Here is a 23,121-nt window from a genome sequence, read left to right on the forward strand (position 1 = left end):
ATGGCACTGAACCTGCGTTCCCTGGTCTCCCGCCTGGATGCCACCTGCCGTTCGGCGATAGAGGGCGCCGCCGGCCTGTGCCTGGCGCGGACCCATTACGACGTCGAGATCGAACACCTGCTGGTCAAGCTGCTGGAAGCGGACAACACCGACCTCCACCGCATCCTGCGCCAGTTCGAGGTGCCGGCCGATGCGCTGGAGCGCGCGCTGGGCAAGGCGCTGGACGGATTGAATGCCGGCAACCAGCGCACCCCGGCGCTGAGCGCGCACATCCCGCTGCTGCTGGAGCGCGGCTGGGGATGGGCGTCGATCGAGTTCGGCGAATCGAAGATCCGCAGCGGCCACCTGCTGGTCGCGCTGCTGGCCGATGCCGAACTGCGCCGCCTGCTGGGCGACGCGGCGGGCGTGCTGGCGCCGGTCAACCTGGAAACGCTGCTGCAGAATTTCCACGCCATCGTCGCCGCTTCGGCGGAGGCGAAGCAGGCGCGCGGCCTGGGCGACGCCGCTGGCGCCCCCGCCGGCGCGGACATCGCGCCCGGTTCCGGCAGCGCCGGCGGCGCGCCCAGCGCCACGCCCAATCTGGACCAGTACTGCCAGAACCTGACGGCCAGGGCGCGCGAGGGCAGGCTCGATCCCGTGCTGGGCCGCGACGGCGAAATCCGGCAGATGGTCGACGTGCTCACCCGTCGCCGCCAGAACAACCCGATCCTCACCGGCGAGGCTGGCGTCGGCAAGACCGCGGTGGTCGAAGGACTGGCCGCGCGCATCGCCGCCGGCGACGTGCCCGCGCCGTTGCAGGGGGTGGAGGTGCTGTCGCTGGACCTGGGGCTGCTGCAGGCCGGCGCATCGGTCAAGGGCGAATTCGAGAACCGCCTGAAAGGCGTGATCGAGGAGGTCAAGGCCAGCCCCCGGCCGATCATCATGTTCATCGACGAGGCGCATACGCTGATCGGCGCGGGCGGGCAGGCGGGGCAGAACGATGCCGCCAACCTGCTGAAGCCGGCGTTGGCGCGCGGCGAGATGCGCACCATCGCCGCCACCACCTGGAGCGAGTACAAGAAATATTTCGAGAAGGACCCGGCGTTGACCCGGCGCTTCCAGGTGATCAAGGTCGAAGAGCCGGACGACGAGCGCGCGGTGGCGATGCTGCGCGGCGTGGCCGCGGCCATGTCCGCCCACCATGGCGTGCGCGTGCTCGAGGAGGCGGTGCGCGATGCGGTCAAGCTGTCTTCGCGCTACATCGCCGGCCGGCAGCTGCCGGACAAGGCGGTCAGCGTGCTCGACACCGCCTGCGCGCGCGTGGCGGTGGGGCAGGGCGCGACCCCGGCGCAGATCGAGGACCTGCGCCGGCGCGGCGAAGTGCTGGCCGCCGAGCACACCCAACTGCGGCGTGAGACGGCGGGCGGCGCCGACCATGCCTCGCGCCTGGCCGAACTCGACGCCGAACAGGCCGACGTGGCCGAACGGCTGCGATCGCTGGAGCTGCGCTGGCGGGGCGAGGGCGAACTGGTCGGGCGCATCCTGGCCGCGCTGGACGAACTCGAGGCGCTGCCCGAGGACGCGGCCGAGCGCGCCGGGAAAACCGCCGCGCTCGATGCCCTGCGCGCCGAACTGGCGCAGTTGCAGGGCCAGAACCCGATGGTGCTGCCGGTGGTGGATGCCAACGCGGTGGCGCAGATCGTCGCCGGCTGGACCGGCATCCCGGTCGGGCGCATGGTCGGCGACGAAATCCAGACCGTGCTCAACCTGCGCGAGAACCTGGAGCAGCGGGTGATCGGCCAGGGCCATGCGCTGGAGGCCATCGCCCAGCGCGTACGCACCTCGCGCGCCAACCTGGAAGACCCGGACAAGCCCAAGGGGGTTTTCCTGCTGGTCGGCACCAGCGGCGTGGGTAAGACCGAAACCGCGATCGCGCTGGCCGAGCTGCTGTACGGCGGCGAACGCAGCATGATCACCATCAACATGAGCGAGTACCAGGAGGCGCATACCGTCTCTTCGCTGAAAGGCTCGCCTCCCGGCTACGTCGGCTACGGCGAAGGCGGCGTGCTTACCGAAGCGGTGCGGCGCAAGCCGTATTCGGTGGTGCTGCTGGATGAGATCGAAAAGGCCCATCCCGACGTGCTGGAACTGTTCTTCCAGGTGTTCGACAAGGGCCGCATGGAGGACGGCGAGGGCCGCGAGATCGATTTCCGCAACACCATCATCATCCTCACCTCCAACGCCGGCACCGAGCTGATCATGCGCGCCTGCCGCGGCAATCCCGAGCCGCCGGACGTGGCCGCGCTCAACGAACTGCTCAAGCCGGAACTGAACGCGGTGTTCAAGCCGGCCTTCCTCGGCCGCACCACGGTGATCCCGTACTACCCGCTGGACGACGCCAACATGCGCAGGATCGTCCGCCTGAAGCTCGGCAAGATCGCCCGCCGCATCCAGGCCAGCCACAACGCCCGCCTCGACTACGACGAGGCACTGGTGGACGCGGTGGCCGCCCGCTGCACCGAGGTGGATTCGGGCGCGCGCAATATCGACCACATCCTCACCGGCAGCCTGCTGCCGGAAGTGGCCGGCGAGGTGCTGGTGCGCATGGGCCAGGGCCGGAGCTTCGGCAGCATCCACGTCAGCGTCGGCGACGACGGGCGTTTCGCCTATGCGCTGGAATGAGGCCAGGGCCGCCGTCCTCCCACCATCGGGCTAACCCGTCTGGCCGATACCGCCGCCACCGGCCCACGCGCGAGCATGTGCCGGCCGCCACCCGGTGACCGAGCCGCCATGCCTTTCAGCACCGCCCACCGCGCCTACAACCTGGTCAGCCCGCTCGGCGAGGATGCCCTGCTGGTGCATGCGGTGGAGGGCAGCGAAGGCCTGTCGCAGCTGTTCGAGTTCAACCTCACGCTGATGTCGCTGGACGATGCCATCGAGCCGGCGGCGATCATCGGCAAGCGCGTCCGGCTGGAGCTGGAGACGCTGGACGACAGGCGCTTCTGGACCGGCGTGGTCGTCGCCTTCGGCCGTACCGGCGTGCGCCAGCTGGGCGGCGACGACGAGGCTACCGTCTACCAGGCGCAGATGGTGCCGTGGGTATGGCAACTGCAGCTGCACGAGGACAGCCGCATCTTCCAGCAGTTGTCGGTGGTGGAGATCGCCGAACAGATACTGGGCGAGTTCGGCCTGGCCGATTTCGATTTCCAGCTCAACGAACGCTACCCGCCGCTGGAATACTGCGTGCAGTACCGCGAGACCACCTTCGCCTTCCTTTCGCGCCTGCTGGAAGCGTCGGGCATCCATTATTTCTTCCGGCACGAAGCCGAGGCCGAAGTGTGGGTGTTCACCGACAACCGCGACCGCAATCCGGAGATGCGGCCCAGGGAGCTGCGCTTCGCGCTGGCGGCCAGCGACGTGGAGAAGGACGACGACGACCTGCTGCTGACCCTGACCCGCCGCGAACACCTGCGCAGCGGGCGCGTGACACTGCGCGACTTCGATTTCAAGCGGCCGGCCACGCTGCTGGAATCGTCGATGGAATCGGTGCTGGAGATGGGCGACAACCGCAGCCTGGAGCGCTTCGTGCACCCGCCGCTGCACTACACCGAACAGGATGCCGGCGACCGCTTGGCCAAGCTGCTGGTAGAGATCGAGGAAACCGACCACGACACGCTGCAGGGCACCGGCAACGCGCGGATGATGTCGCCCGGTTATGTGTTCGGGCTGAGCGACCACCCCGACGACGCGCTCAACCGCGATTACCTGGTGGTCAGCGTGCAGCACCGGGGCCGCAACAACCTGGTCGAGGGGAACGCGCGCTACACCAACACCTTCACCGTCATCCCGCACGACACCCCCTGGCGCGCGCCGCTGCGCACGCCGCGGCCGACGATGCCCGGCCCGCAGACGGCCATGGTGGTCGGCCCGGCGGGCGAGGATATCCACTGCGACGAACATGGCCGCATCAAGGTGCAGTTCCACTGGGACCGGCGCGGCCAGCGTGACGACAAGAGCTCGTGCTGGCTGCGGGTCGCACAGATGTGGGCAGGGCGCGGTTGGGGCGCGCTGTTCATCCCGCGCGTCGGGATGGAGGTGGTGGTCGATTTCATCGAGGGCGACCCGGACGCGCCGCTGGTCACCGGTTGCGTGTACAACGGCGCCAACACCCCGCCGTACGCGCTGCCTGCAGAAGCGACCCGGACCGCATTGAAAAGCAGCTCTTCCAAGGGCGGCGATGGCTTCAACGAGTTGCGCTTCGAGGACAGGAAGGGCGAAGAGCAGCTGTTCGTGCACGCGCAGAAAGATGTCGATCTACGCACGCGCAACGACCGCCGCGAGTTTGTCGGCAACGACCGCAGCCTGACCGTGGAGCGCGACCGGCTGGAAACCACCCGGCGCGACCACAGCAACCGGGTCGAGCGCGACCGCATCACCGAGATCGTCCGCGACGACTCGCTCAAGGTCGATGGCAAGCAGGCGGTCAGGATCGCCGACTCGCTGTCGCTGAGCGTCGGGGCGGCGCACAACGTGGCGGTCAACGCCGATTCCAGCCACCAGGCCGCGGGCAACCTCTACCTCAAGGCCGGCGCCAACCTGGTGCTCGAGGCCGGCAGCAACATCACCCTGAAGGTCGGCGGCAGCTTCATCGCGATCAGCGCCGCCGGCGTGGATATCCAGGGACCGATGACCAAGATCAACAGCGGTGGCGCGCAGCAGTCCGGCAAGGCCGGCGCGCTGGTCGCACCGCTGGCGGCGCTGGCACCGTCCGCCGCGCTCACCGCCCTGGCCGGCAAGTCGATGGAGACCGGACCGCTGGGCCAGGTGCGCGGTGGCCGCCCGCCGGAAACCCTGCCGGACCACAAGCCCGACCCGGCCAAGACCCACTGGATCGAGGTCGAGCTGCTGGACGAGGCGGGCAGGCCCGTGCCCGGTGAAATGGTGCGGGTGGAACTGCCCGACGGCAGCGTCAGCACCGGCACCACCAACGACAAGGGCGTCTACCGGGTGGCGGGCCTCGACCCGGGCGACTGCCAGGTCACCTTTCCGGATCTGGACGAAAAAGCATGGGAGCCGGCATGAGCGGGTCCGACCAGGGGGCGTGGCACACGGTATCGGCCGGCGAGGGCATCGCCGCCATCGCCAAGAAGAACGGCTACCTGTGGAAGACGCTGTGGGAGCACGGCAACAACAGCCGGATCCGGTCGCAGCGGCCCAATCCCAACCAGCTGGTGGCCGGCGACAAGGTGTTCCTGCCGCCCAAGGGCCGGCGCCAGGAGGCGCGCGCCACCGATGCCCGCCACAGCTTCAGGCGCAAGGGCGAGCCGACGCGCCTGAAGCTGCAGCTGACCAGCATGGGCGAGCCGCGCGGGAACGAACCCTACACTCTGGTGTTCGCCGATACGGTCATCACCGGCAGCACCGACGGACAGGGACGCATCGACCAGCCGATCCCCGGCGAGGTCGCCACCGCCATGCTCACGCTCAACGAGGGTCGCGAACAGTACCCGCTGACCATCGGCCTGCTGGAACCGGTCGAAGAACCGCGCGGCGTGCAGCAGCGCCTGCTCAACCTGGGCTACGACTGCGGAGGCGAGGACGGACAGGCGGGCGCGGGCACCCGCGCGGCGCTGCTGCGGTTCCAGGCCGAGAATGGCCTGCAGCAGAGCGGCGAGATGGACGGGCCTACCCGCGACGCCCTGCGCGACCTGCACGTCTGAGCCGGACGAAGGGAGAATAACGATGGGACTGGGCGGACTGGGCGACACGGCCAAGGGGTTGGCCGACAAGGCCACCGACAACGTGGTGGGCAATGCCATCGATGCGCTGGCCGGCGACCTGGCCGGCAAGGCGGGAGGGAGCGCGCCGGGCACCGTGCGTTTCATCAAAGGCCGATCGCTGGCCGACGGACAGGACGCCGTTGGCGGCGCGGTGCAGAACGCACCGGCGGGCGAGGACGGGGGCAGGAAGAAGGAGAATGCCCTGTCCATCGATCCGCCGATCGAGTTCATCCACCTGGGCTGGGTCCACCCGGATGCGGTCAAGACCTTTGCAGGCGAGGCCGGCAGCCATGGCATCGCCTTCCGCGATGCGCTGCTGCGCGAGAACATCCTGCTCTGGTCGTTTGCCAGCTCGGCCCGGCGCGTGCTGCAGCAGGTCAAGGATTCGAAGGGTGCCGCCGGCGCCCTGCTGGAAACGGCAGGTTCGCTGCTCGGCGGAAAAAAGCAGGCGTCGCCGGGGCCCGAATCGATCGACCCGATCCTGGAACGGATCCGTAGCGCCGGCGACAAGGCCAACCGCGATGCGCCGACGTACACCGATCTGCACGATGCCGGCAAGGCGCTCGCCCAGGCCTGGGCGGATCTCAATGTCGCCTGCATGAGCGCGCTCAAGCCGGGCGAGGGCGGAGGCGCGGGCCTGCCCACCCTGCCCGGGGCCAACCTGATTCCGGGCGCGGTACCGGAGGTGGTGGCGAAGATTCCCGAATGGCTGTTCAAGGCGCAGGACTGCTACATGGCGATCTTCCGCGAAGCGCGCGTGGCCTACGAATGGCCGCTGATGAAGGCGGTCCATGAATATTCGGTGGCGGCGATCAAGGCGGACTGGCGGCCTACCTACGACATCTGGTTCCTGCGCGACAGGGCGGCGGCCGAGGGCGGGGGCGGCGACGCGGCCAGTGCTCCGGAGCAGGCCCTGCAGAAGGCGCAGGACGCATTGCAGGGGTTGCCCTCGTTCCAGGGCTTCGACCCCGGTGGCAGCGTCGCAAGCCCGCTGGGCAGCGTGCGCGAAGGCATCGCCGGTGCGCGCCGGGACGCGCGCGATTCGCTGGGTGATATCACCGGCTGGCTGGCCACCGCCGAAACCGAGCAGGCCAATGTCCCGGCCGAGGCCGCGGCCGCGCTGGGCGCGTGCTTCGCGGTGTTCAAGGGCGACCCGCAGGCCACGCCGCCGGTGCCGCCGCTGGCCGATGTCGTGGCCGCCGGCCTTGCCAGCGGGCTCGGCCTGAAAGGCGGGCTGCCGGGATTCCTGGCGTTCCATGTGGGCATCAGCTGCGACATCGCCCAGGTGGTGCTGCCGAAAATCTACAGCCACCTGCATGGACGCCTGGGCAAGCCGGATCCCGGCCTGTTCATGGCCGCCATCCACGACGCCATCGCCAGCCGCATCGTCGAACTGATCTGGGGGCTGATCTTCGGCAAGGACAGCGGCCCGGGCCACAACGATGCCGACGCGCAACGCAGGCGCGGTACCGATGTCGTCGATGGCCTGGGGCAGGGACAGCTGGGCACCGGCAATCTCATGCCCGGCACCGAGGAGCTGAAGAACAAGGCCGCCGACCTGGTGCGGCAGTTCGTCAACAGCCAGGCGAAGCATCTCAATGCGCTGTACCTGTTCCTGGCCCAGGATCTGTTCGAGGAACTGGGGCAGGCCTATGCCGACGCCGCGGCCCGCAGGCAGCTGACCATGGAGGCCTATCTGGGCCACCTGCCGCGCATGGCCGCGCTGCTCGCGCGCAACCTGACCTTCCCCCTGTTCAACCTGCTGCTCGACGTGTTCGGGCTGGGCGACAGGTTCGCCGGCCTGGCCTGGAACCCGGTACGCGAAAAGATCGGCCAGCTGGGAGGAATCGCCAACGCGGTCAAGGGCGCCAAGGACGACATCGGCCGGGCCGGCGCGGACATCCAGCGCGGCTCGCACCAGGCCGACGAGGCCATCGATGCGCGCAGGGAAAAACTGGGCGAGGACCTGCGTGGCCTGGGCAGCGCCGATACCAGCGACCTGATGGACGGCGGGCAGGCCAAGCGGCAGGCCCTGGAGACGCTGGGCAACGATGCCGGCTCGGCCCCCGGCGACATCTGGGATGCGGCAACCCGCAAGGAGGCCGAAGCGGCCGGAATCGCATTGCCGGAGCAGAAGGGCAGTGGCCCGATTTCCGCCGCGCGCAAGGCCGGCGGCGCCGCGGCCAGGATCGAACCGGGCGAGCCGGCACGCGTAGGCTACGTCAACGCCGAAGAGGAGGCCGAAGCGGTCAAGGGCCAGCAGGCGCCGCCGCCGGCGCCGCCTCCGGCCGCGGGCCGCACGGCGGGCGCCCTGCCGTTCTGAGCATCGCCGGCCGGGCTGGCGGCGGGACGGGCAAGCGACGGGGCCGGCTCAACGCCGTGCCAGCAGCACCAGCAGCGCCCCGGTGCCGCCCTGCGCGGGCGGTGCCGAATGGAAGGCCAGCACGTCGTTGCGCTGGCGCAGCAGGCGGTCGACGAGGTTCTTCAGCACCGGCGCGCCGCCATCGGACTGCAGGCCCTTGCCGTGGATGATGCGCACGCAGCCATGCTCGTGGGCGTGGGCTTCGAGCAGGAATCCGCGCAGCAGGTGCTCGGCCTGGAGCGCATTGGCGCCATGCAGGTCCAGTTCGTCCTGCACCGCGTACTGGCCGCGCTTGAGCCGCTGGAACATCCCCGGAGGCAGGGCGTCGCGGCGGTAACTGGCGACGTCGCCGGCTTCCAGCGGCGTGCTCGAATGCAGCAGCCGGGCGAATTCGCCCAGCGCCTGGGCCTCGTCCTGCTCGGCCATGCGCGCGCGCGCCCTGGGGCGCGGCCGGGTGGTGGCGGGCGCGTCCACCTTGCGCAGCGGCGTCACTTCGCCGATGGCCGAGCGGAACAGGGCGCCGTCGTCTTGGTCTTCAGGGTGCGACATGCGCATAGCGTAACGGCTGCGGCAATGCGGATGGCGTCACGGGAAGGCGATGGACGCATTCCGGTATCATGCCGGATCGGGCCATGCCGGCCGGTGCGCAGCGCACCGACGGGATGGCGGTAGACGGCGAGGCAGCGGGAGCGCCGTCATGGATTCAGCGATTCAGGTCTTCAATGCGCGTACTTGTAAGCAACGACGACGGCGTGGACGCCCCCGGCATCAGGATGCTCGCCGAGGAGCTGCGCAATGCCGGCCACGAGGTCACCGTGGTGGCGCCGGACCGCGACCGTTCCGGCGCCAGCAATTCCCTCACCCTGGACCGGCCGGTTCGGCTGCGCCGGATCGACCACTACACCTGCGCGGTGAGCGGCACGCCCACCGACTGCGTGCACCTGGCGTTGACCGGCATGCTGGAGCACGAGCCGGACATCGTGGTCTCGGGCATCAACAACGCCGCCAACCTCGGCGACGACGTGATCTATTCCGGCACGGTTTCGGCGGCGATGGAGGGGCGTTTCCTCGGCCTGCCGTCGGTGGCCGTGTCGCTGGTGACCCAGCGCCATGAAGCGAAGCATTTCCTGAGCGCCGCGCGCGCCGCCATCGAGATCGTGGCGCGGCTGATGGCCGATCCGTTGCCGGCCGACACCATCCTCAACGTCAACGTGCCGGACCTGCCGTGGGAGCAGATCCGCGGCTTCGAGGTGACGCGGCTGGGCAACCGCCATCGCGCCGAGGCCTGCATCCCGGCCAGCGATCCGCGCGGCAACACCGTGTACTGGATCGGCCCGGCCGGTTCCGAGCAGGATGCCGGCCCCGGTACCGATTTCCATGCGGTGCGCACCGGCCACATCTCGATCACGCCGATCCAGGTCGACCTGACCCGCTACGAGGCGCTGGAGAAAGTGGCCAGCTGGGTGGGCGGCCTGTCCGCGACATTGGGGCGCCAGGCATGACGCCACGCCTGCGTCTTTCGCCGGAGGCGGTCGGCAGCGGCATGACCTCGCAGCGGGTGCGCGACCGCCTGGTCGACCGCCTGCGCGACGGCGCCCACAGCGGCGGGGGCATCGGCGACGAGCGCGTGCTCAACGCCGTGCGGGTGGTGCCGCGGCACCTGTTCATCGACGAGGCGCTGGCCTCGCGCGCCTACGAGGACACCGCGCTGCCGATTGGCCATGGCCAGACCATCTCCCAGCCCTGGGTCGTGGCGCGCATGACCGAGGCGGTGCTGCAGGTGGCGCCGAAGACGGTGCTGGAAGTGGGCACCGGCTCGGGCTACCAGGCCGCGATCCTGGCGGCGGTCGGCCTGGAAGTATTCACCGTCGAGCGCATCGGCGACCTGCTGCGCCAGGCCCGCAAGCGCCTGCGGCAGCTGGGCATGAACGTGCGCAGCAAGCACGACGACGGCCGCATCGGCTGGCCCGAACACGGCCCGTACGACGCCATCGTCGTCACCGCCGCCGCACCGGCGCTGGTGGAGGCATTGATCGGGCAGCTGGCCGTCGGTGGCCGCCTGGTGGCGCCGGTTGGCGGCCCCGGCGGGCAGGTGCTGCTGCAACTTACCCGGCAGGCCGATGGCATCGTGCAGGAGGAACTGGCGCCGGTCAGCTTCGTGCCGCTGTTGTCGGGCATGCTGGACTGAACGCACTGGACTGACAGGGAAACCCCGCGACGATGAAGATATTCGGGCCGCTGTACGACCGCGCGCTGTACTGGGCCAGCCACAAGCGCGCGCCCACCTACCTGACGGTGCTGAGCTTCATCGAGGCCATCATCTTCCCGGTGATGCCGGAAGTGATGCTGATGCCGATGTGCGTGGCGCAGCCGCGCAAGGGCTGGCGCTTCGCCACGTTGAGCCTGGCCGGTTCGATGGTCGGCGCGATGGTCGGCTATGCGCTGGGCCACTATGCGTTCGAGGCGCTCAAGCCGCTGTTCGCCGCGCTGGGCATGTTGCCTGCCATCGAATCGGGCATCGCCACGCTGCAGGCGAAGATGGTCGAATCGCCGTGGGCGGTGTTCACCTTCCTGGTGCTGGGCGGCTTCATGCCGATCCCGATGAAGGTCTTCACGTGGGCATCCGGTATCGTCGGGGTGCCGCTGCCGCAGTATGTGCTGAGCATGCTGGTCGGGCGCGGCAAGCGTGTGTTCGTGCTGGCCGCGGTGATCCGCTTCGGCGGCGCGCGCGCGGCCGAAGCGCTGCGGCGCTGGATCGAACCGCTGGGCTGGATCGCGACCGCGCTGGTCGTCGGCCTGGTGGGTTGGCTGGTATGGAGGACGAAATTCGCATGAGTGCAGAGGTGAGGTTCAAGGGCGCGTTCAAGGCGGCCGCCGGCGCGGCGGCAATGCTGCTGGTCGCGGCGCTGGCCGGCTGCGGCACGGCCACGGTGGTCAAGCCTTCCGGCGGCGCATCCACGGCGCCGGCAACCCCGCGCACGTCGGTGGCCAAGCCGGGACAGACTGCGGTGGTGCGCCGTGGTGACACGCTGTACGCGCTGGCCCGCATCCACAACATCACGCCTGGCGACCTGGCGGCCTGGAACGGCCTGTCCAACCCGAACGCGATCTATCCGGGGCAGACGCTGCGGCTGTATCCGGGCAGCGGCGCCACCGCCTCGCGCCCTGCCACCGGCAGCAGTGGAGCCGCCACGCGTCCGGCCACGCCGCCACCGGCGGCGACGCCGGCCCCGGCCAACAGCGGCATCGGCTGGCGCTGGCCGGCCGACGGCGCGCTGGTCGGGCGGTTCGTCGCCGGCGAGACCACCAAGCAGGGCATCGACATCGCCGGCAGCAGCGGCCAGGCGGTACGCGCGGCCGGTCCAGGCGTGGTGGTCTACTCCGGCGCCGGCCTGGTCGGCTATGGAGAGCTGATCATCATCAAGCACAACGACCAGTGGCTGTCAGCCTATGGCCACAACCGCAAGCGCCTGGTCAACGAGGGGCAGAACGTCAAGGCCGGCGACCAGATCGCGGAGATGGGCCGTACCGGCACCTCGCGCGACATGCTGCACTTCGAGATCCGCTACAACGGCAAGCCGGTGGATCCGCTGCAGTACCTGCCGGCGCGTTGACGGTTGACTCGCCATCCGGGCTGATCCCCGCCCCGGTGCGGCGTGCGGGGCGTTCGCCATGGATGCGGCCGATGGGTTGCAGGCGCCCCCGGCACACCCCTGCTGCAATGGCCGGCCCTGTGGGGCCACCGCAGGGCCGGCGCATCAAGATCGCAGGTTGGCGGCCCGCCTACCCGGGCGAGGGAGGACAGGAATGCCGTTCGTCGAAGCCCTGAAGGAAGCCTGTTTCGTGGTGTTCCCGATCCATGCCGTCCTGAGGGTGCTGGCATGCGCCTTCGGCTGGCGTCGTCTGCAGGGGCTGGGCACGCTGGGCATCATGGTGGGCTGCGTGCTCGGCGCCGCGCTGGCGGCGCAGATGGGCATGGCACTGTTGTCCCGCAGCCTGATGATGGGCCTGATGGTCGGAGTCTTCCACTACCTGTTCGGCCTGCTGGAACGCAAAGCGCAGCGGCGCGACCAGGGCGGGCGTGCGCGCCCGGCCGGTACCGGTTAAGGAGAAAGAGAGTGGGGAAGCCGCGTTACTGGTTCGCCGCCAAGGAGCTCGGATGGGGCTGGGGATGGCCGCTGGCGTGGCAGGGATGGCTCGCCTATGCGGTAGCGGCGGTGCTGCTGGTGGCCAACTTCGTGGTATTCCCGCCTGCAGCCGATCCCGTGCGCTTCATCGTGTGCAACACGGGCGTGGTCCTGCTTCTCCTGCTCGTCTGCTGGTTCAAGGGCGAGCCATTGCGCTGACCGCAGGGCGTGCCTGGGATCGGGCGATGCGCCCCATCGCGGTGTTGCCCGCCGCGTGGAGGGCGGCGTCAGTTGCCGCCGGTTTCCAGGATGAACGCCGCGACCACGCGGCGGTTTTCGCCGGCCAGCACGTTGAAGGTGCGCGCCGCCGAGGCGTTGTTCATCACTTCGATGCCCACGCCGCGGGTCAGGCAGGCGGCCATGACCTCCACCGGCGGGAATACCTGCCGCTCGCCGGTGCCGAGGATGAGCACGGCCGGGTTCTGTTCCAGCGCCGGAGCCAGGTCCGCCACGGTGAGCCGGCCGACCGCGGCCACCGCCCAGTCCTCGATCAACTGATCGGGAGAGAGGATGAAGCTGCGCGCCAGCGTCCGGTCGTTGACCCGGGCCTGCTGGCCGTCGGCCGAGCGCAGGGAATAGATGTAGTCGGGCAGTTCGCGGCTCAGTTGCATCTTTGGCTTCTCGGCGGTCAGCCGCGGGGCAGCACGATCTGGCGCTTTTCCCGGGCCGGGCGGTACAGGACGGCGACGTGGCCGATGCGCTGGATCAGCGCGCTGCCGCTGGCGTCGACCAGCTCGCCGACCATGACGTCGCGCGCCTCGCGGTCCTCGGCGGCGACCTTCACCTTGATCAGTTCGTGGCGTTCCAGCACCTCGTCCAGTTCCGCCAGGAAGGCGGGGGTGACTCCCTTGCCGCCGATCTGCAGCAGTGCTTTCAGATCGTGGGCCATGCCGCGCAGGAATCGGTTCTGGGCCGGGGTGAGGACGATGGACATGCAGTGATTACGGGTTATCAAGGGGGTTCAGGGTATCATGCCCACCCCTACAGGCCCCATTCCGATGTCCCGCAGCAAGAGCAGTCAACGCTGGTTGAAGGAGCATTTCTCCGACCCCTTCGTGAAGAAGGCGCAGTCCGAGGGCATGCGTTCGCGCGCTGCCTACAAGCTGGAGGAGCTGCTCCAGCGCGACCGCCTGCTGAAGCCGAACATGGTGGTGGTCGACCTCGGCGCCGCGCCGGGCGGCTGGTCGCAGCAGGTGCGGAGACAACTGGGCGACAGCGGCCGGGTGCTGGCGCTGGACATCTTGGAGATGCCGCCGTTGGCCGGCGTGGAGTTCCTTCATGGTGACTTCAGGGAAGAAACCGTCCTATCCCAGTTCGAAGCCATGCTCGGCGGCCAGCCGGTGGACCTTGTCCTGTCGGATATGGCCCCCAATAAGAGTGGCATGGATGCGGTGGACCAGCCGCGGATGATGCACCTGGCGGAGCTGGCGATGGATTTCGCCGACAACCATCTCAAGCCGGGCGGGGCGTTCCTGATCAAGCTGTTCCAGGGCGTCGGCTTTGACGACTACGTGCGGGAAATGCGCCGCCGTTACGACAAGGTCGTGATCCGCAAGCCGGAAGCCTCGCGCAAGCGCTCGCCCGAGGTCTACGCCCTGGGCCAGGGCAAGCGTCCGCAGATCAAGTAAGCTCGACACCATACGAATCGCGTCAGAAATTAGAGGAACGCCGGAGCCGATGAGGATGAACGACCTGACCAAGAACCTCCTGCTATGGGTGGTTGTCGCCGTCGTGCTGATGGTGGTGTTCCAGAGTTTCGCCCCGCGCGGCGGCACGCCCACCGCCGGTGACGCGAACAACTACACCCAGTTCCTGCAGGAAGTGGACGCGGGCCGGATCAAATCGGTGGAGTTCACCGACGATACGACCCTGACCACCAATGCCATCCGCTTCAGGCGCAGCGACGGCAGCGAAGGCTCGCTGTACGCGCCGCGCGACGAGAAGCTCATCGATCAGCTCTACACCAAGAAGGTCGACATCGTGCGCATGAAGCCGGCCACCGGCCCGAGCTTCTGGAGCATCGCGCTGCAGTTCCTGCCGGTGCTGCTGCTGATCGGCTTCTGGATCTTCATGATGCGGCAGATGCAGGGCGGCGGTGGCGGCGCGAAGGGCGCGATGTCCTTCGGCAAGTCGCGCGCCAAGCTGCAGGGCGAGGACCAGATCAAGGTGACCTTCGCCGACGTGGCCGGCTGCGACGAGGCCAAGGAAGAAGTCGGCGAGCTGGTCGAATTCCTGCGCGACCCGTCCAAGTTCACCAAGCTGGGCGGCAAGATCCCGCGCGGCGTGCTGATGGTCGGCCCGCCGGGCACCGGCAAGACCCTGCTGGCGCGCGCCATCGCCGGCGAGGCCAAGGTGCCGTTCTTCGCGATCTCCGGTTCGGATTTCGTCGAGATGTTCGTCGGCGTCGGCGCCAGCCGCGTGCGCGACATGTTCGAGCAGGCCAAGAAGCATGCGCCGTGCATCATCTTCATCGACGAGATCGACGCGGTCGGCCGTCACCGCGGTTCGGGCATGGGCGGCGGGCATGACGAGCGCGAGCAGACCCTGAACCAGATGCTGGTCGAGATGGACGGCTTCGAGGGGGGCGAGGGCGTGATCGTGATCGCCGCCACCAACCGTCCGGACGTGCTCGACAAGGCGCTGCTGCGTCCGGGCCGCTTCGACCGCCAGGTCATGGTCGGCCTGCCCGACATCAAGGGCCGCGAGCAGATTCTGCGCGTGCACCTGCGCAAGGTGCCGGCTGCCGACGACGTCAGGCCGGAAGTGCTGGCGCGCGGCACTCCGGGTTTCTCCGGCGCCGACCTGGCCAACCTGGTCAACGAGGGCGCCCTGTTCGCCGCGCGCCGCGGCAAGCAGGAAGTGAGCATGCAGGACTTCGAGGACGCCAAGGACAAGATCTACATGGGTCCGGAGCGCCGCAGCATGGTCATGCGCGAGGAAGAGCGCCGCAACACCGCCTACCACGAGTCCGGCCACGCCGTTGTCGCCATGTCGCTGCCCAAGGCCGACCCGGTGCACAAGGTGACTATCATGCCGCGCGGCTGGGCGCTGGGCGTGACCTGGCAGCTGCCCGAGCACGACCACATCAGCAAGTACAAGGACCGCATGCTGGAGGAACTGGCGATCCTGTTCGGCGGCCGCATCGCCGAGGAGATCTTCGTCGGCGAGATGTCCACCGGCGCCTCCAACGACTTCGAGCGCGCCACCAAGCTGGCCCGCGGCATGGTCACCAAGTACGGCATGTCCGATGTGATGGGCACCATGGTCTACGCCGACGAGGAAGCCGGCTACGGCATGCACAGCAAGACCATTTCCGAGGCCACCCAGCAGAAGGTGGACGCGGAGATCCGTCGCATCCTGGACGAGCAGTACGACGTGGCGCGCCGCATCCTGGAGGACAAGCGCGACATCGTCGAGGCCATGACCGCCGCGCTGCTGGACTGGGAAACCATCGACGCCGAGCAGGTCAAGGCGATCATGGAAGGCCGCAAGCCCTCGCCGCCGGCCGGTTGGGTGGACAAGGGCAAGAGCGACCCGTCGGACGGCGACAAGGGCGGCGACGAACGCCCGGTGGCGCCGATCAGCGATCCGGCCGGGCAGCATTGAACCTGCCGCCAGGATGTTGAACAGGACGGGCCGGATATTCCGGCCCTTCCTGTTTCCGGGAGCCGGCAACCAGGCCCGTCGTGGGCTGGCGCATCCGTGGAGAGCGCCTGTCCGCGGGGTTCCGCTTCCCGGCTCCCGGGAAAGCACGGGCAGGGGCCTCGCGGGCAGCTCCGCTTCCACGCCCGCAGGCTTTTCACTATGGAAGCCCCCTTCAGCCTCGATGGTTCCGGTGACCGCATCCGCGGGAGACAATGGGCCACCGTGCCCCAGCCGCTTGCCGAATGACCGCCCAGACTCCCGCTCCCAATACCTCCACCCACATCCCCGAAATGGTGATCGCCACCGTGGCCGGCGTCGCTTTCGGGGTGAAGACCGGCCATTACCTGGCGGGCATCTTCATCGGCATCGTGCTGGGCGTGGCGCTCAGCGTGCTCGGCACCGTGGTCCGGGCGAGGAGCCGGCGCTGATGTTCGATACGTCACCGGTACTGGATTGCGCCGGCCGACCGCTGCGGCTTGACCGCCCGCGGGTGATGGGCATCGTCAACGTCACCCCGGATTCGTTCTCCGATGGCGGACGGCACTTCGATACCGGCGCGGCCATCGCCCATGCGCTGGCGCTGATCGAGCAGGGCGCGGACCTGCTTGATGTCGGCGGCGAGTCCACCCGGCCGGGCGCCGTGCAGGTATCGGTGCAGGAGGAGATCGACCGCGTGGTACCGGTGATCGAGGCGCTGGTGGCGCGCGTGCCGGTGCCGGTCAGCGTCGACACCTTCAAGCCGGAGGTGATGCGCGCGGCGCTCGCCGCCGGCGCCGGCATGGTCAACGACGTGCAGGCCCTGCGCCAACCCGGCGCGCTGGAAGCCGTGGCAGGTTCCGGTGCCGCGGTGGTGCTGATGCACGCGGTCGGCGGGCCGCATGACGCCGGCATGGCCTGGGACAGCGACGATGTCGCCGGCGACGTGCAGCGTTTTCTTGCCGAGCGGATCTTCGCCGCGGAGATGGCCGGCATCGCCCGCAACCGGCTGGTGGCCGACCCCGGCTATGGCTTCAACAAGGACGCCGCGCAGAACTTCGCGCTGCTGGCGGCCCAGGAAAAACTGCTGGCGCTGGGCGTGCCGCTGCTGGTGGGATTGTCGCGCAAACGCTGCATCGGCGAGGTCACCGGGCGTGGTGTCGCCGCCGAACGCCTGGCAGGCTCGGTCGCCGCGCACCTGCTGGCGGTGCAGCGCGGGGCGAAGATCGTGCGTGTGCATGACGTGGCCGCCACGGTCGATGCGTTGAAGGTGCTGGCGGCGCTTGACGCGGTGCCGGCGCCGCGCGCCGATCGGCCGGCAATGCCGCGCTGGCCGGACGAGGACTGATGGCGGCGGACGCGCGGCCGCTGGCCATCGCGCTGATGGGGCCCACCGCCTCGGGCAAGACCGCGGCGGCGATCGAACTGGCCAGGCGCCATGGCGGCGAGATCGTCAGCGTCGATTCGGCGCTGGTGTACCGCGGGCTGGAAATCGGCGCGGCCAAGCCCGACGAAGCCGAGCGCGCCGGCATTCCCCACCATCTGCTGGATCTGCGCGATCCCTGGCAGAGCTACTCGGCCGCCGAGTTCGCCGCCGATGCGGCCGCCGCGGTGCGAGACATCGTCGCCCGCGGCCGGTTGCCGATCCTGGCCGGCGGCACCGGACTGTATTTCCGCGCGCTGCTGCAGGGGCTTTCGCCGATGCCGGAGGCCGACCCGGCCGTCCGCGCGGCGATCGGCGCCGAAGCCGAGGCGCTGGGTTGGCCGGCGCTGCACGCGCAGCTGGCGCAGGTCGACCCGGCCGCGGCCGGGCGCATCCATGCCACCGATCCGCAGCGCATCCAGCGCGCGTTGGAGGTCTACCGGCTCACCGGCAAGCCGATCAGCCATTGGCAGGCGCTGCCCGGCGTCGCCCGCCTGCCGGCGCGCGTGCTCAAGCTGGTGCTGGCGCCGGCCGACCGCGCGGTGCTGCACGCCCGCATCGAGCGCCGCTTCGACCTGATGCTCGAACAGGGATTCCTCGACGAAGTGCGGCGCCTGCGCGCCCTGCCGGCGATGGCCGGCGTGGCGGTTCCTCTGGACCTGCCGGCGATCCGCGCGGTGGGTTACCGCCAGGCCTGGCAGTTCCTGGAAGGGCAGGACGAGGCGGCCGCATTCCGCGACAAGGCGATCTTCGCGACCCGCCAGCTGGCCAAGCGCCAGCTCACCTGGCTGCGCGGCGAACGGGACGCGCGCTGGTTCGACCCGGCCACCGACATGCCGCGTCTGCACGAGGCGATTTCCCTGTTTCTGGCAAGGTGAGCGGGCGTGCGGCGGTGTACCATCGGCAGTCCGGCGCGGCGGGGGAAGCCGCGCCGGCCCATAAGAACAATAACTAGGAGTTGAAGATGTCCAAGGGGCAATCCTTGCAGGACCCGTTCCTGAACGCACTGCGCCGCGAGCGCGTGCCGGTTTCGGTCTACCTGGTCAATGGCATCAAGCTGCAGGGCACGATCGAGTCGTTCGACCAGTTCGTGGTGCTGCTGCGCAATACGGTCAGCCAGATGGTCTACAAGCACGCCATTTCCACCGTGGTGCCGGCGCGCAACGTGCGCGTGGGGCCGGGCGGCGGCTATGTGCAATCGGCCGACAGCAATCAGGCAGGCGATGACGACAACGAATAAGCAGGACGTGGCGCGTGTTTGACCGCTCCAAACGAGGCGAACACGCGCTGTTGATCCAGCCGCACGCAGGGCGGCTGGAAGAGGATGTGCTGGAAGAGTTCACCGACCTGGCCCGCTCGGCCGGGGCCAGCATCGCGGCCACCGTGACCGCGCGCATCGACCGCCCCAATCCCTCCACCCTGATCGGCAGCGGCAAGCTGGACGAGGTCAAGGCCATGGCCGACGCCACCGGCGCCGACCTGGTGCTGGTCAACCACGCCTTGACCCCGGTGCAGGAGCGCAACCTGGAACGGTTCCTGGAGCGGCGCGTGATCGACCGCACCGGGCTGATCCTGGACATCTTCGCCCAGCGTGCGCACAGCCACGAAGGCAAGCTGCAGGTGGAGCTGGCGCAGCTGCGCCACCTGGCCACGCGCCTGGTGCGCGGCTGGACCCACCTGGAGCGCCAGCGCGGCGGTTCCATCGGCCTGCGTGGCCCCGGCGAGACCCAGCTGGAAACCGACCGCCGGTTGCTGCAGAAGCGCGTGGAGCAGCTGCAGAAGCGCCTGGAGAAGGTGGAAGTGCAGCGCACCCAGATGCGCCGCGCGCGCGTGCGCAGCGAGATGCCGCGCGTGGCCCTGGTGGGCTATACCAACGCCGGCAAGTCGACGCTGTTCAACGCGCTGACCGGAGCCGGGGCGTACGCCGCCGACCAGCTGTTCGCCACGCTTGATCCGACCGTGCGCCGCATCCAACTGCCCGGCGGCAACGCGATGCTGGCCGACACCGTCGGTTTCGTCCGCGACCTGCCGCACGAACTGGTCGCCGCGTTCCGCTCCACGCTGAGCGAGGCGCGCGAGGCGGATTTCCTGCTGCACCTGGTCGATGCCGCCGATCCGCTGCGCGAGGAGCGCATCGCCCAGGTGGACGAGGTGCTGGAAGCGGTGGGGGCCGGTGAGCTGCCGCAGCTGCTGGTGTTCAACAAGATCGACCGCATCGAAGGTGCGGAGGTGCGCCACGACGCGCAGGACGGTGTGCCGGACGAAGCGCGGCGCGAACGCGTGTGGATCTCCGCGCGCGACGGCCGCGGCCTGGAGCTGCTGCAGTCGGTGCTGGGCAAGCGCCTGGGCCTGCAGCATGTCACCGGCCGCGTGCGCCTGCCGCCCGGCGCCGGCCGGCTGCGTTCGCGCCTGCACCAGCTTGAAGTCATCCGCAGCGAACAGGCAGACGAGGAAGGCTGGTTGATCGACGTGGACATTCCCATCGCCGAGGCGGAGAAGCTGGCCGCCGGCGCCGACGGGGAGGTGATCCGCGCATTGCTGCCGGTGCGCACGCCGGAGTGGTGAGAGGGCGGACAAGGGAGTTCCGGCGCGGATGTCGTCGGCGCCGGTGGATGGAACGGATGGCTGTCCATGACAGGGAGGAAGGCGATGAAAGCGCAATGGATGTGGGGTGCGGGCATGTGGCTGGCGTTGATGCCGACCTGGGCGCAGGCGGAAACACCAGCGGAACCGCGCTATGTCATCAGCAAGGCACTGGAGATCGATGAAGCCTGTCTTGAACGACTGGTGCGCCAGTATGAAGACGGCAGTGAGCCGCTGGATACTTCCCGGTTGGAGCGGTTCAAGGAGCACCTGCGTACCTGCGGTTGGCCGAGTGTGCCGTCCGCCGGCAGGCGCGGCGTGGATGCAGCGGGAAGTCTGCTGCTGAGAGCCAGCGCGGACGATGCTTTCCAGGAGCAGATCATCGATCTGGTCCAGGAGCGGGTTGGCGTTGATCTTGATGCCTTCGGGTACGCCTGGCTCAACGACACGATCCAGTTGCAGCACGGCCGTGCACAGCAGTTCGGCGCGTGCGTCGCGGTGGAGAACGGCAGGGCGGTGTTGTCGCCGAAACCGGAAAAAACGCCGCGCTTCTGGCGGGATTTTATGGGGCTGTCGCCGGTCGAGGAATGGCTGGAGGGCCTGCAGGCCCGGCTTGATGCGGGCAGCAGTCTCGGCATGGCCGAACTTTCGCCGCCGTTGGCGATGGAGGCCTACCAGCCCTTCACCCAGCCCGAGCTGCGCCGTCTGATCGGCAGGATGATCAATCGCGACCAGGATGCCAGGGGCGAGGCGGTGGCGGCGATGAGGCAGGGCGATGAAGAGCGGCGCAAGATGCTGGACCGGCAGATCGCGGAAATCGATGCGGAGAACCGCGCCACCCTGCAGGACATCTTCGGAAAGCATGGCTTCCCGACCCCGGAGATGATCGGCCGCGATGGTGTCTCCTCGGTGTTCCTGCTGGTGCAGCATGCCGATGACGATCCTGGCTTCCAGGCACGCGCTCTGGAATTGGCCGAGCCGCTGATGCAGCGCCGCGGCATGTCGCGACAGCAGTACGCGATGCTGACAGACCGGGTATTGCTGGCACGGGATCAGCCGCAGCGGTATGGATCGCAATACAAGGTCGAGCAAGGCATGGTCGCACTGCTTCCGCTGGCCGATCCGGAGAGCGTGGACATGCGTCGGGCGCAGATGGCGATGGGGACGTTGGCCAGTTACCTGGATGCAGTCGCCAAGCAGTTGGGGGCAAGTGTCGAGTCCGGCGGATCAGGCAACTGATGCGCGCGCTTGCTGCCGCCTGGTGGCGAACCGATTGGGTGCAGCAACAGGAGCGACGAGGGCTCCTGTTCTTGGGCGGCCGTTCCGGAGACAGCTGCGCCGGCCTCGGCGCATTGCCGGAACATAAAGGTGCCAGAGGGCGTCTTGGTGTGCTGTCGTAGTTGACCCCTGCCGCGCCGCAGGGCCGGCAGGGCACCATGGTGGTGGGTGCGTCGCCACGCGCCGGGATGCTGCCGCGTCGGAACCGGCGTTACTTCAAACGTGCCAGCAGCTGCCCCAGCCGCACCGGACTCTCCGCCTTCAATGCCGGATTGAACTCCGCGACGCCCGGCGGCAACAGTACAATCACGGTACTGCCGTAGTTGAAACGCGCCATCTCCGCGAAACGTTCCAGCGTGATGCCCTTGCCACGCCAGTCCTTGCGGGTGATGCGGTCGCCGTAGGCGGGGATTTCCTCGCCGCTCCATACCGTTTCCACGCCGCTGACCAGCAGTGCGCCGACCATCACCTGCACCATCGGGCCGAAGTCGGTGTCGAAGTGGCACACCAGCCGCTCGTTGCGGGCGAACAGGCGCGGCACGTTGGCCACCGCGTCCGGGCCGACGCTGAACAAGCGCCCCGGCACGTGCACGGTCTCGCGCAGGGTGCCGGTCCAGCACATGTGCACGCGGTGATAGTCGCGCGGGGACAGGTACACGGTGGCGAACAGGCCGTTGGCGAAGGGCGCTGCGGCGTCGGCGTCGCCGAGCAGTTCGGCGGCGGTGAACGACTGGCCCTTGGCCTGGAAGATGCGGCCATCCTCGATCGGGCCGAGCTGGCTGATGCGGCCATCGGCCGGCATCAGCAGCGCGCGCGGATCGGCGTCGGCCACGCGTGCGCCCGGCTTCAGTGCACGGGTGAAGAAGGCATTGAAGCTGGGGTAGCTGCGCGGGTCCGAATCGGCCGCTTCGGCGAGATTGACATTGAATTTCCGCGTCACCGTGTCGATCAGCCAGCGCGAGACGCGCGGGCTGCGCGAGTAGGCCAGCGCGCGCGCCATCGACGACAGCAGCCGGTGGGGCAGGGCATAGGTGAGCGTGGTCAGCAGACTCATGGTGCGGTCTTTCCGGTGAGCTTGGCCAGGTCGCTGGCGATCGTCCGCGGGTCGAACGGCGGGCGCATCAACCCGGCCAGCCGGCCTTCGGGATCGAGGACGGCGATGCTGGCCGAATGGTCCATGCTGTAATCGCCCGGGTTCTTGTCGAAGTTCTTGCCCGGCGCCTTCTGGAACACCAGGCCGAGCGAAGTGGCGAAGCGTTCCAGCGAGGGTACGTCGGCGGTGGCCGCCAGCGTGTCCTTGTGGAAGGCATGGGCGTACTCGCCCAGTCGCGCCGGCGTGTCGCGTTCCGGATCGACGGAAACGAACACCACGCGCGGACGCAGGCTTTCGGGAATGCCTTCCCACTGCTTCTGCGCCTGCGCCAGTTCGGCCAGGGTGGTCGGGCAGACGTCCGGGCAGGAGGTGAAGCCCAGGAACACCAGGGTCCAGTGCCCGCGCAGTTCGCCGGGGATCAGGCGGGTGCCATCGGACTGGCTGAGGCTGAAGTCCGGCAGCGGCCGCGGCGTGGGATAGAAAATGATCGAGCCGGCCTGGCGGTCGCCGTTGCCGGACGGGCCGAATACCTTCTGCGCCAGCAGCAGGCCCAGCCCTGCCGCCAGTGCGATGGCCAGGACGATGCCGGTATTGCGGTTGAACATGCGCCGTTTCTCCGTGCGGGTGGGGGCCTGGCCCGGCCAGGCGGGACAGCGGGCCTGTGGGCGAGTGTCGCGGGAACCCCGGGCTTGCCGGCCTCCTGCGGGGCATCGTGGCCCGATACCGGGACATCGCCGCAGTTTCGGCTGCAACCGGGCGCTCAATATACCGGGTGCGCGCCTATAATCGCAGACCACCAATGTTTCCCGTATTGC

At 69.0% G+C, this 23,121-nt stretch carries 23 protein-coding genes; 18 read left to right on the forward strand and 5 right to left on the reverse strand.

Annotated features, from left to right (window positions below):
* From tssH to QMX80_RS00755, 4 genes are all read left to right on the forward strand, one after another.
* On the forward strand, nucleotides 1-2,661 hold the full coding sequence (gene tssH / locus QMX80_RS00740) for a type VI secretion system ATPase TssH (RefSeq protein WP_282274612.1): 2,661 nt from the start codon (nucleotides 1-3) through the stop codon (nucleotides 2,659-2,661).
* Nucleotides 2,662-2,769: 108 nt separating this feature from the next.
* Nucleotides 2,770-5,061 (forward strand): type VI secretion system tip protein TssI/VgrG, encoded by a 2,292-nt coding sequence (tssI, locus tag QMX80_RS00745; protein ID WP_282274613.1) that lies wholly within the window; start codon nucleotides 2,770-2,772, stop codon nucleotides 5,059-5,061.
* Entirely contained in the window at nucleotides 5,058-5,699 is a 642-nt protein-coding gene (locus QMX80_RS00750; RefSeq protein ID WP_282274614.1) for a peptidoglycan-binding protein, read from the forward strand. The genes tssI and QMX80_RS00750 overlap by 4 nt, the downstream gene beginning before the upstream one ends.
* A gap of 22 nt (nucleotides 5,700-5,721) precedes the next feature.
* Nucleotides 5,722-8,082, forward strand: a complete 2,361-nt coding sequence (locus QMX80_RS00755; protein WP_282274615.1) for a hypothetical protein — start codon at nucleotides 5,722-5,724, stop codon at nucleotides 8,080-8,082.
* A gap of 48 nt (nucleotides 8,083-8,130) precedes the next feature.
* Here QMX80_RS00755 and QMX80_RS00760 read toward each other — a convergent pair whose 3' ends face one another.
* A complete protein-coding gene (locus QMX80_RS00760; RefSeq protein ID WP_055770369.1) occupies nucleotides 8,131-8,670 on the reverse strand; it encodes a Smr/MutS family protein in 540 nt (179 codons plus the stop codon).
* A 173-nt stretch (nucleotides 8,671-8,843) separates the two neighbouring features.
* Between QMX80_RS00760 and surE the strand changes: the two genes are divergently transcribed.
* The 6 genes from surE to QMX80_RS00790 all read left to right on the forward strand — a co-directional run bounded on the left by surE (nucleotide 8,844) and on the right by QMX80_RS00790 (nucleotide 12,467).
* The gene (gene surE, locus QMX80_RS00765; protein ID WP_055769847.1) at nucleotides 8,844-9,623 is read left to right on the forward strand and encodes a 5'/3'-nucleotidase SurE; all 780 of its coding nucleotides are present in this window, start codon (nucleotides 8,844-8,846) and stop codon (nucleotides 9,621-9,623) included.
* Entirely contained in the window at nucleotides 9,620-10,309 is a 690-nt protein-coding gene (locus tag QMX80_RS00770; protein ID WP_057505285.1) for a protein-L-isoaspartate(D-aspartate) O-methyltransferase, read from the forward strand. Before surE ends, QMX80_RS00770 begins: the two co-directional genes overlap by 4 nt.
* 32 nt (nucleotides 10,310-10,341) lie before the next feature.
* Nucleotides 10,342-10,956, forward strand: coding sequence for a YqaA family protein (locus QMX80_RS00775; RefSeq protein ID WP_055769843.1), 615 nt, complete (start codon nucleotides 10,342-10,344; stop codon nucleotides 10,954-10,956).
* Nucleotides 10,953-11,735: a peptidoglycan DD-metalloendopeptidase family protein gene (locus QMX80_RS00780; RefSeq protein ID WP_282274620.1), complete on the forward strand. Its 783-nt coding sequence runs from the start codon at nucleotides 10,953-10,955 to the stop codon at nucleotides 11,733-11,735. Before QMX80_RS00775 ends, QMX80_RS00780 begins: the two co-directional genes overlap by 4 nt.
* 193 nt (nucleotides 11,736-11,928) lie before the next feature.
* Entirely contained in the window at nucleotides 11,929-12,228 is a 300-nt protein-coding gene (locus QMX80_RS00785) for a hypothetical protein (protein WP_282274622.1), read from the forward strand.
* An 11-nt stretch (nucleotides 12,229-12,239) separates the two neighbouring features.
* Nucleotides 12,240-12,467 (forward strand): hypothetical protein, encoded by a 228-nt coding sequence (locus QMX80_RS00790; protein ID WP_055769837.1) that lies wholly within the window; start codon nucleotides 12,240-12,242, stop codon nucleotides 12,465-12,467.
* A gap of 68 nt (nucleotides 12,468-12,535) precedes the next feature.
* Here QMX80_RS00790 and QMX80_RS00795 read toward each other — a convergent pair whose 3' ends face one another.
* Together QMX80_RS00795 and yhbY are read right to left on the reverse strand one after the other, a co-directional pair.
* Complete coding sequence (locus QMX80_RS00795; RefSeq protein ID WP_282274624.1) at nucleotides 12,536-12,919, reverse strand: Mth938-like domain-containing protein; 384 nt, start codon at nucleotides 12,917-12,919, stop codon at nucleotides 12,536-12,538.
* Between the two features lie 17 nt (nucleotides 12,920-12,936).
* A complete protein-coding gene (gene yhbY / locus QMX80_RS00800; protein WP_055769833.1) occupies nucleotides 12,937-13,242 on the reverse strand; it encodes a ribosome assembly RNA-binding protein YhbY in 306 nt (101 codons plus the stop codon).
* 58 nt (nucleotides 13,243-13,300) lie between these two features.
* Between yhbY and rlmE the strand changes: the two genes are divergently transcribed.
* The 8 genes from rlmE (at nucleotide 13,301) to QMX80_RS00840 (ending at nucleotide 21,174) form a co-directional block, all read left to right on the forward strand.
* Entirely contained in the window at nucleotides 13,301-13,936 is a 636-nt protein-coding gene (rlmE, locus tag QMX80_RS00805) for a 23S rRNA (uridine(2552)-2'-O)-methyltransferase RlmE (protein ID WP_282274681.1), read from the forward strand.
* A 55-nt stretch (nucleotides 13,937-13,991) separates the two neighbouring features.
* A complete protein-coding gene (gene ftsH, locus QMX80_RS00810; protein WP_055769828.1) occupies nucleotides 13,992-15,914 on the forward strand; it encodes an ATP-dependent zinc metalloprotease FtsH in 1,923 nt (640 codons plus the stop codon).
* A gap of 281 nt (nucleotides 15,915-16,195) precedes the next feature.
* Nucleotides 16,196-16,381 (forward strand): hypothetical protein, encoded by a 186-nt coding sequence (locus QMX80_RS00815; RefSeq protein ID WP_282274625.1) that lies wholly within the window; start codon nucleotides 16,196-16,198, stop codon nucleotides 16,379-16,381.
* Complete coding sequence (gene folP / locus QMX80_RS00820; protein WP_282274626.1) at nucleotides 16,381-17,277, forward strand: dihydropteroate synthase; 897 nt, start codon at nucleotides 16,381-16,383, stop codon at nucleotides 17,275-17,277. The genes QMX80_RS00815 and folP overlap by 1 nt, the downstream gene beginning before the upstream one ends.
* Nucleotides 17,277-18,230 (forward strand): tRNA (adenosine(37)-N6)-dimethylallyltransferase MiaA, encoded by a 954-nt coding sequence (gene miaA / locus QMX80_RS00825; RefSeq protein ID WP_282274628.1) that lies wholly within the window; start codon nucleotides 17,277-17,279, stop codon nucleotides 18,228-18,230. Before folP ends, miaA begins: the two co-directional genes overlap by 1 nt.
* 86 nt (nucleotides 18,231-18,316) lie before the next feature.
* Entirely contained in the window at nucleotides 18,317-18,592 is a 276-nt protein-coding gene (hfq, locus tag QMX80_RS00830) for an RNA chaperone Hfq (RefSeq protein ID WP_054668644.1), read from the forward strand.
* Nucleotides 18,593-18,606: 14 nt separating this feature from the next.
* Complete coding sequence (hflX, locus tag QMX80_RS00835; RefSeq protein ID WP_282274635.1) at nucleotides 18,607-19,917, forward strand: ribosome rescue GTPase HflX; 1,311 nt, start codon at nucleotides 18,607-18,609, stop codon at nucleotides 19,915-19,917.
* 84 nt (nucleotides 19,918-20,001) lie between these two features.
* Nucleotides 20,002-21,174, forward strand: coding sequence for a DUF6624 domain-containing protein (locus tag QMX80_RS00840; RefSeq protein WP_282274636.1), 1,173 nt, complete (start codon nucleotides 20,002-20,004; stop codon nucleotides 21,172-21,174).
* A 250-nt stretch (nucleotides 21,175-21,424) separates the two neighbouring features.
* On the opposite strand, the gene asd is transcribed toward QMX80_RS00840, so the two are convergent.
* Nucleotides 21,425-22,267, reverse strand: a complete 843-nt coding sequence (gene asd, locus QMX80_RS00845; RefSeq protein ID WP_282274637.1) for an archaetidylserine decarboxylase — start codon at nucleotides 22,265-22,267, stop codon at nucleotides 21,425-21,427.
* A complete protein-coding gene (locus QMX80_RS00850) occupies nucleotides 22,264-22,911 on the reverse strand; it encodes an SCO family protein (protein WP_282274638.1) in 648 nt (215 codons plus the stop codon). The genes asd and QMX80_RS00850 overlap by 4 nt, the downstream gene beginning before the upstream one ends.
* Between the last annotated feature and the right edge of the window lie 210 nt (nucleotides 22,912-23,121).

Origin of the sequence: Stenotrophomonas sp. PS02297, from assembly GCF_029959705.1 — a bacterium.
In the GTDB taxonomy this organism is placed as follows: domain Bacteria; phylum Pseudomonadota; class Gammaproteobacteria; order Xanthomonadales; family Xanthomonadaceae; genus Stenotrophomonas; species Stenotrophomonas nitritireducens.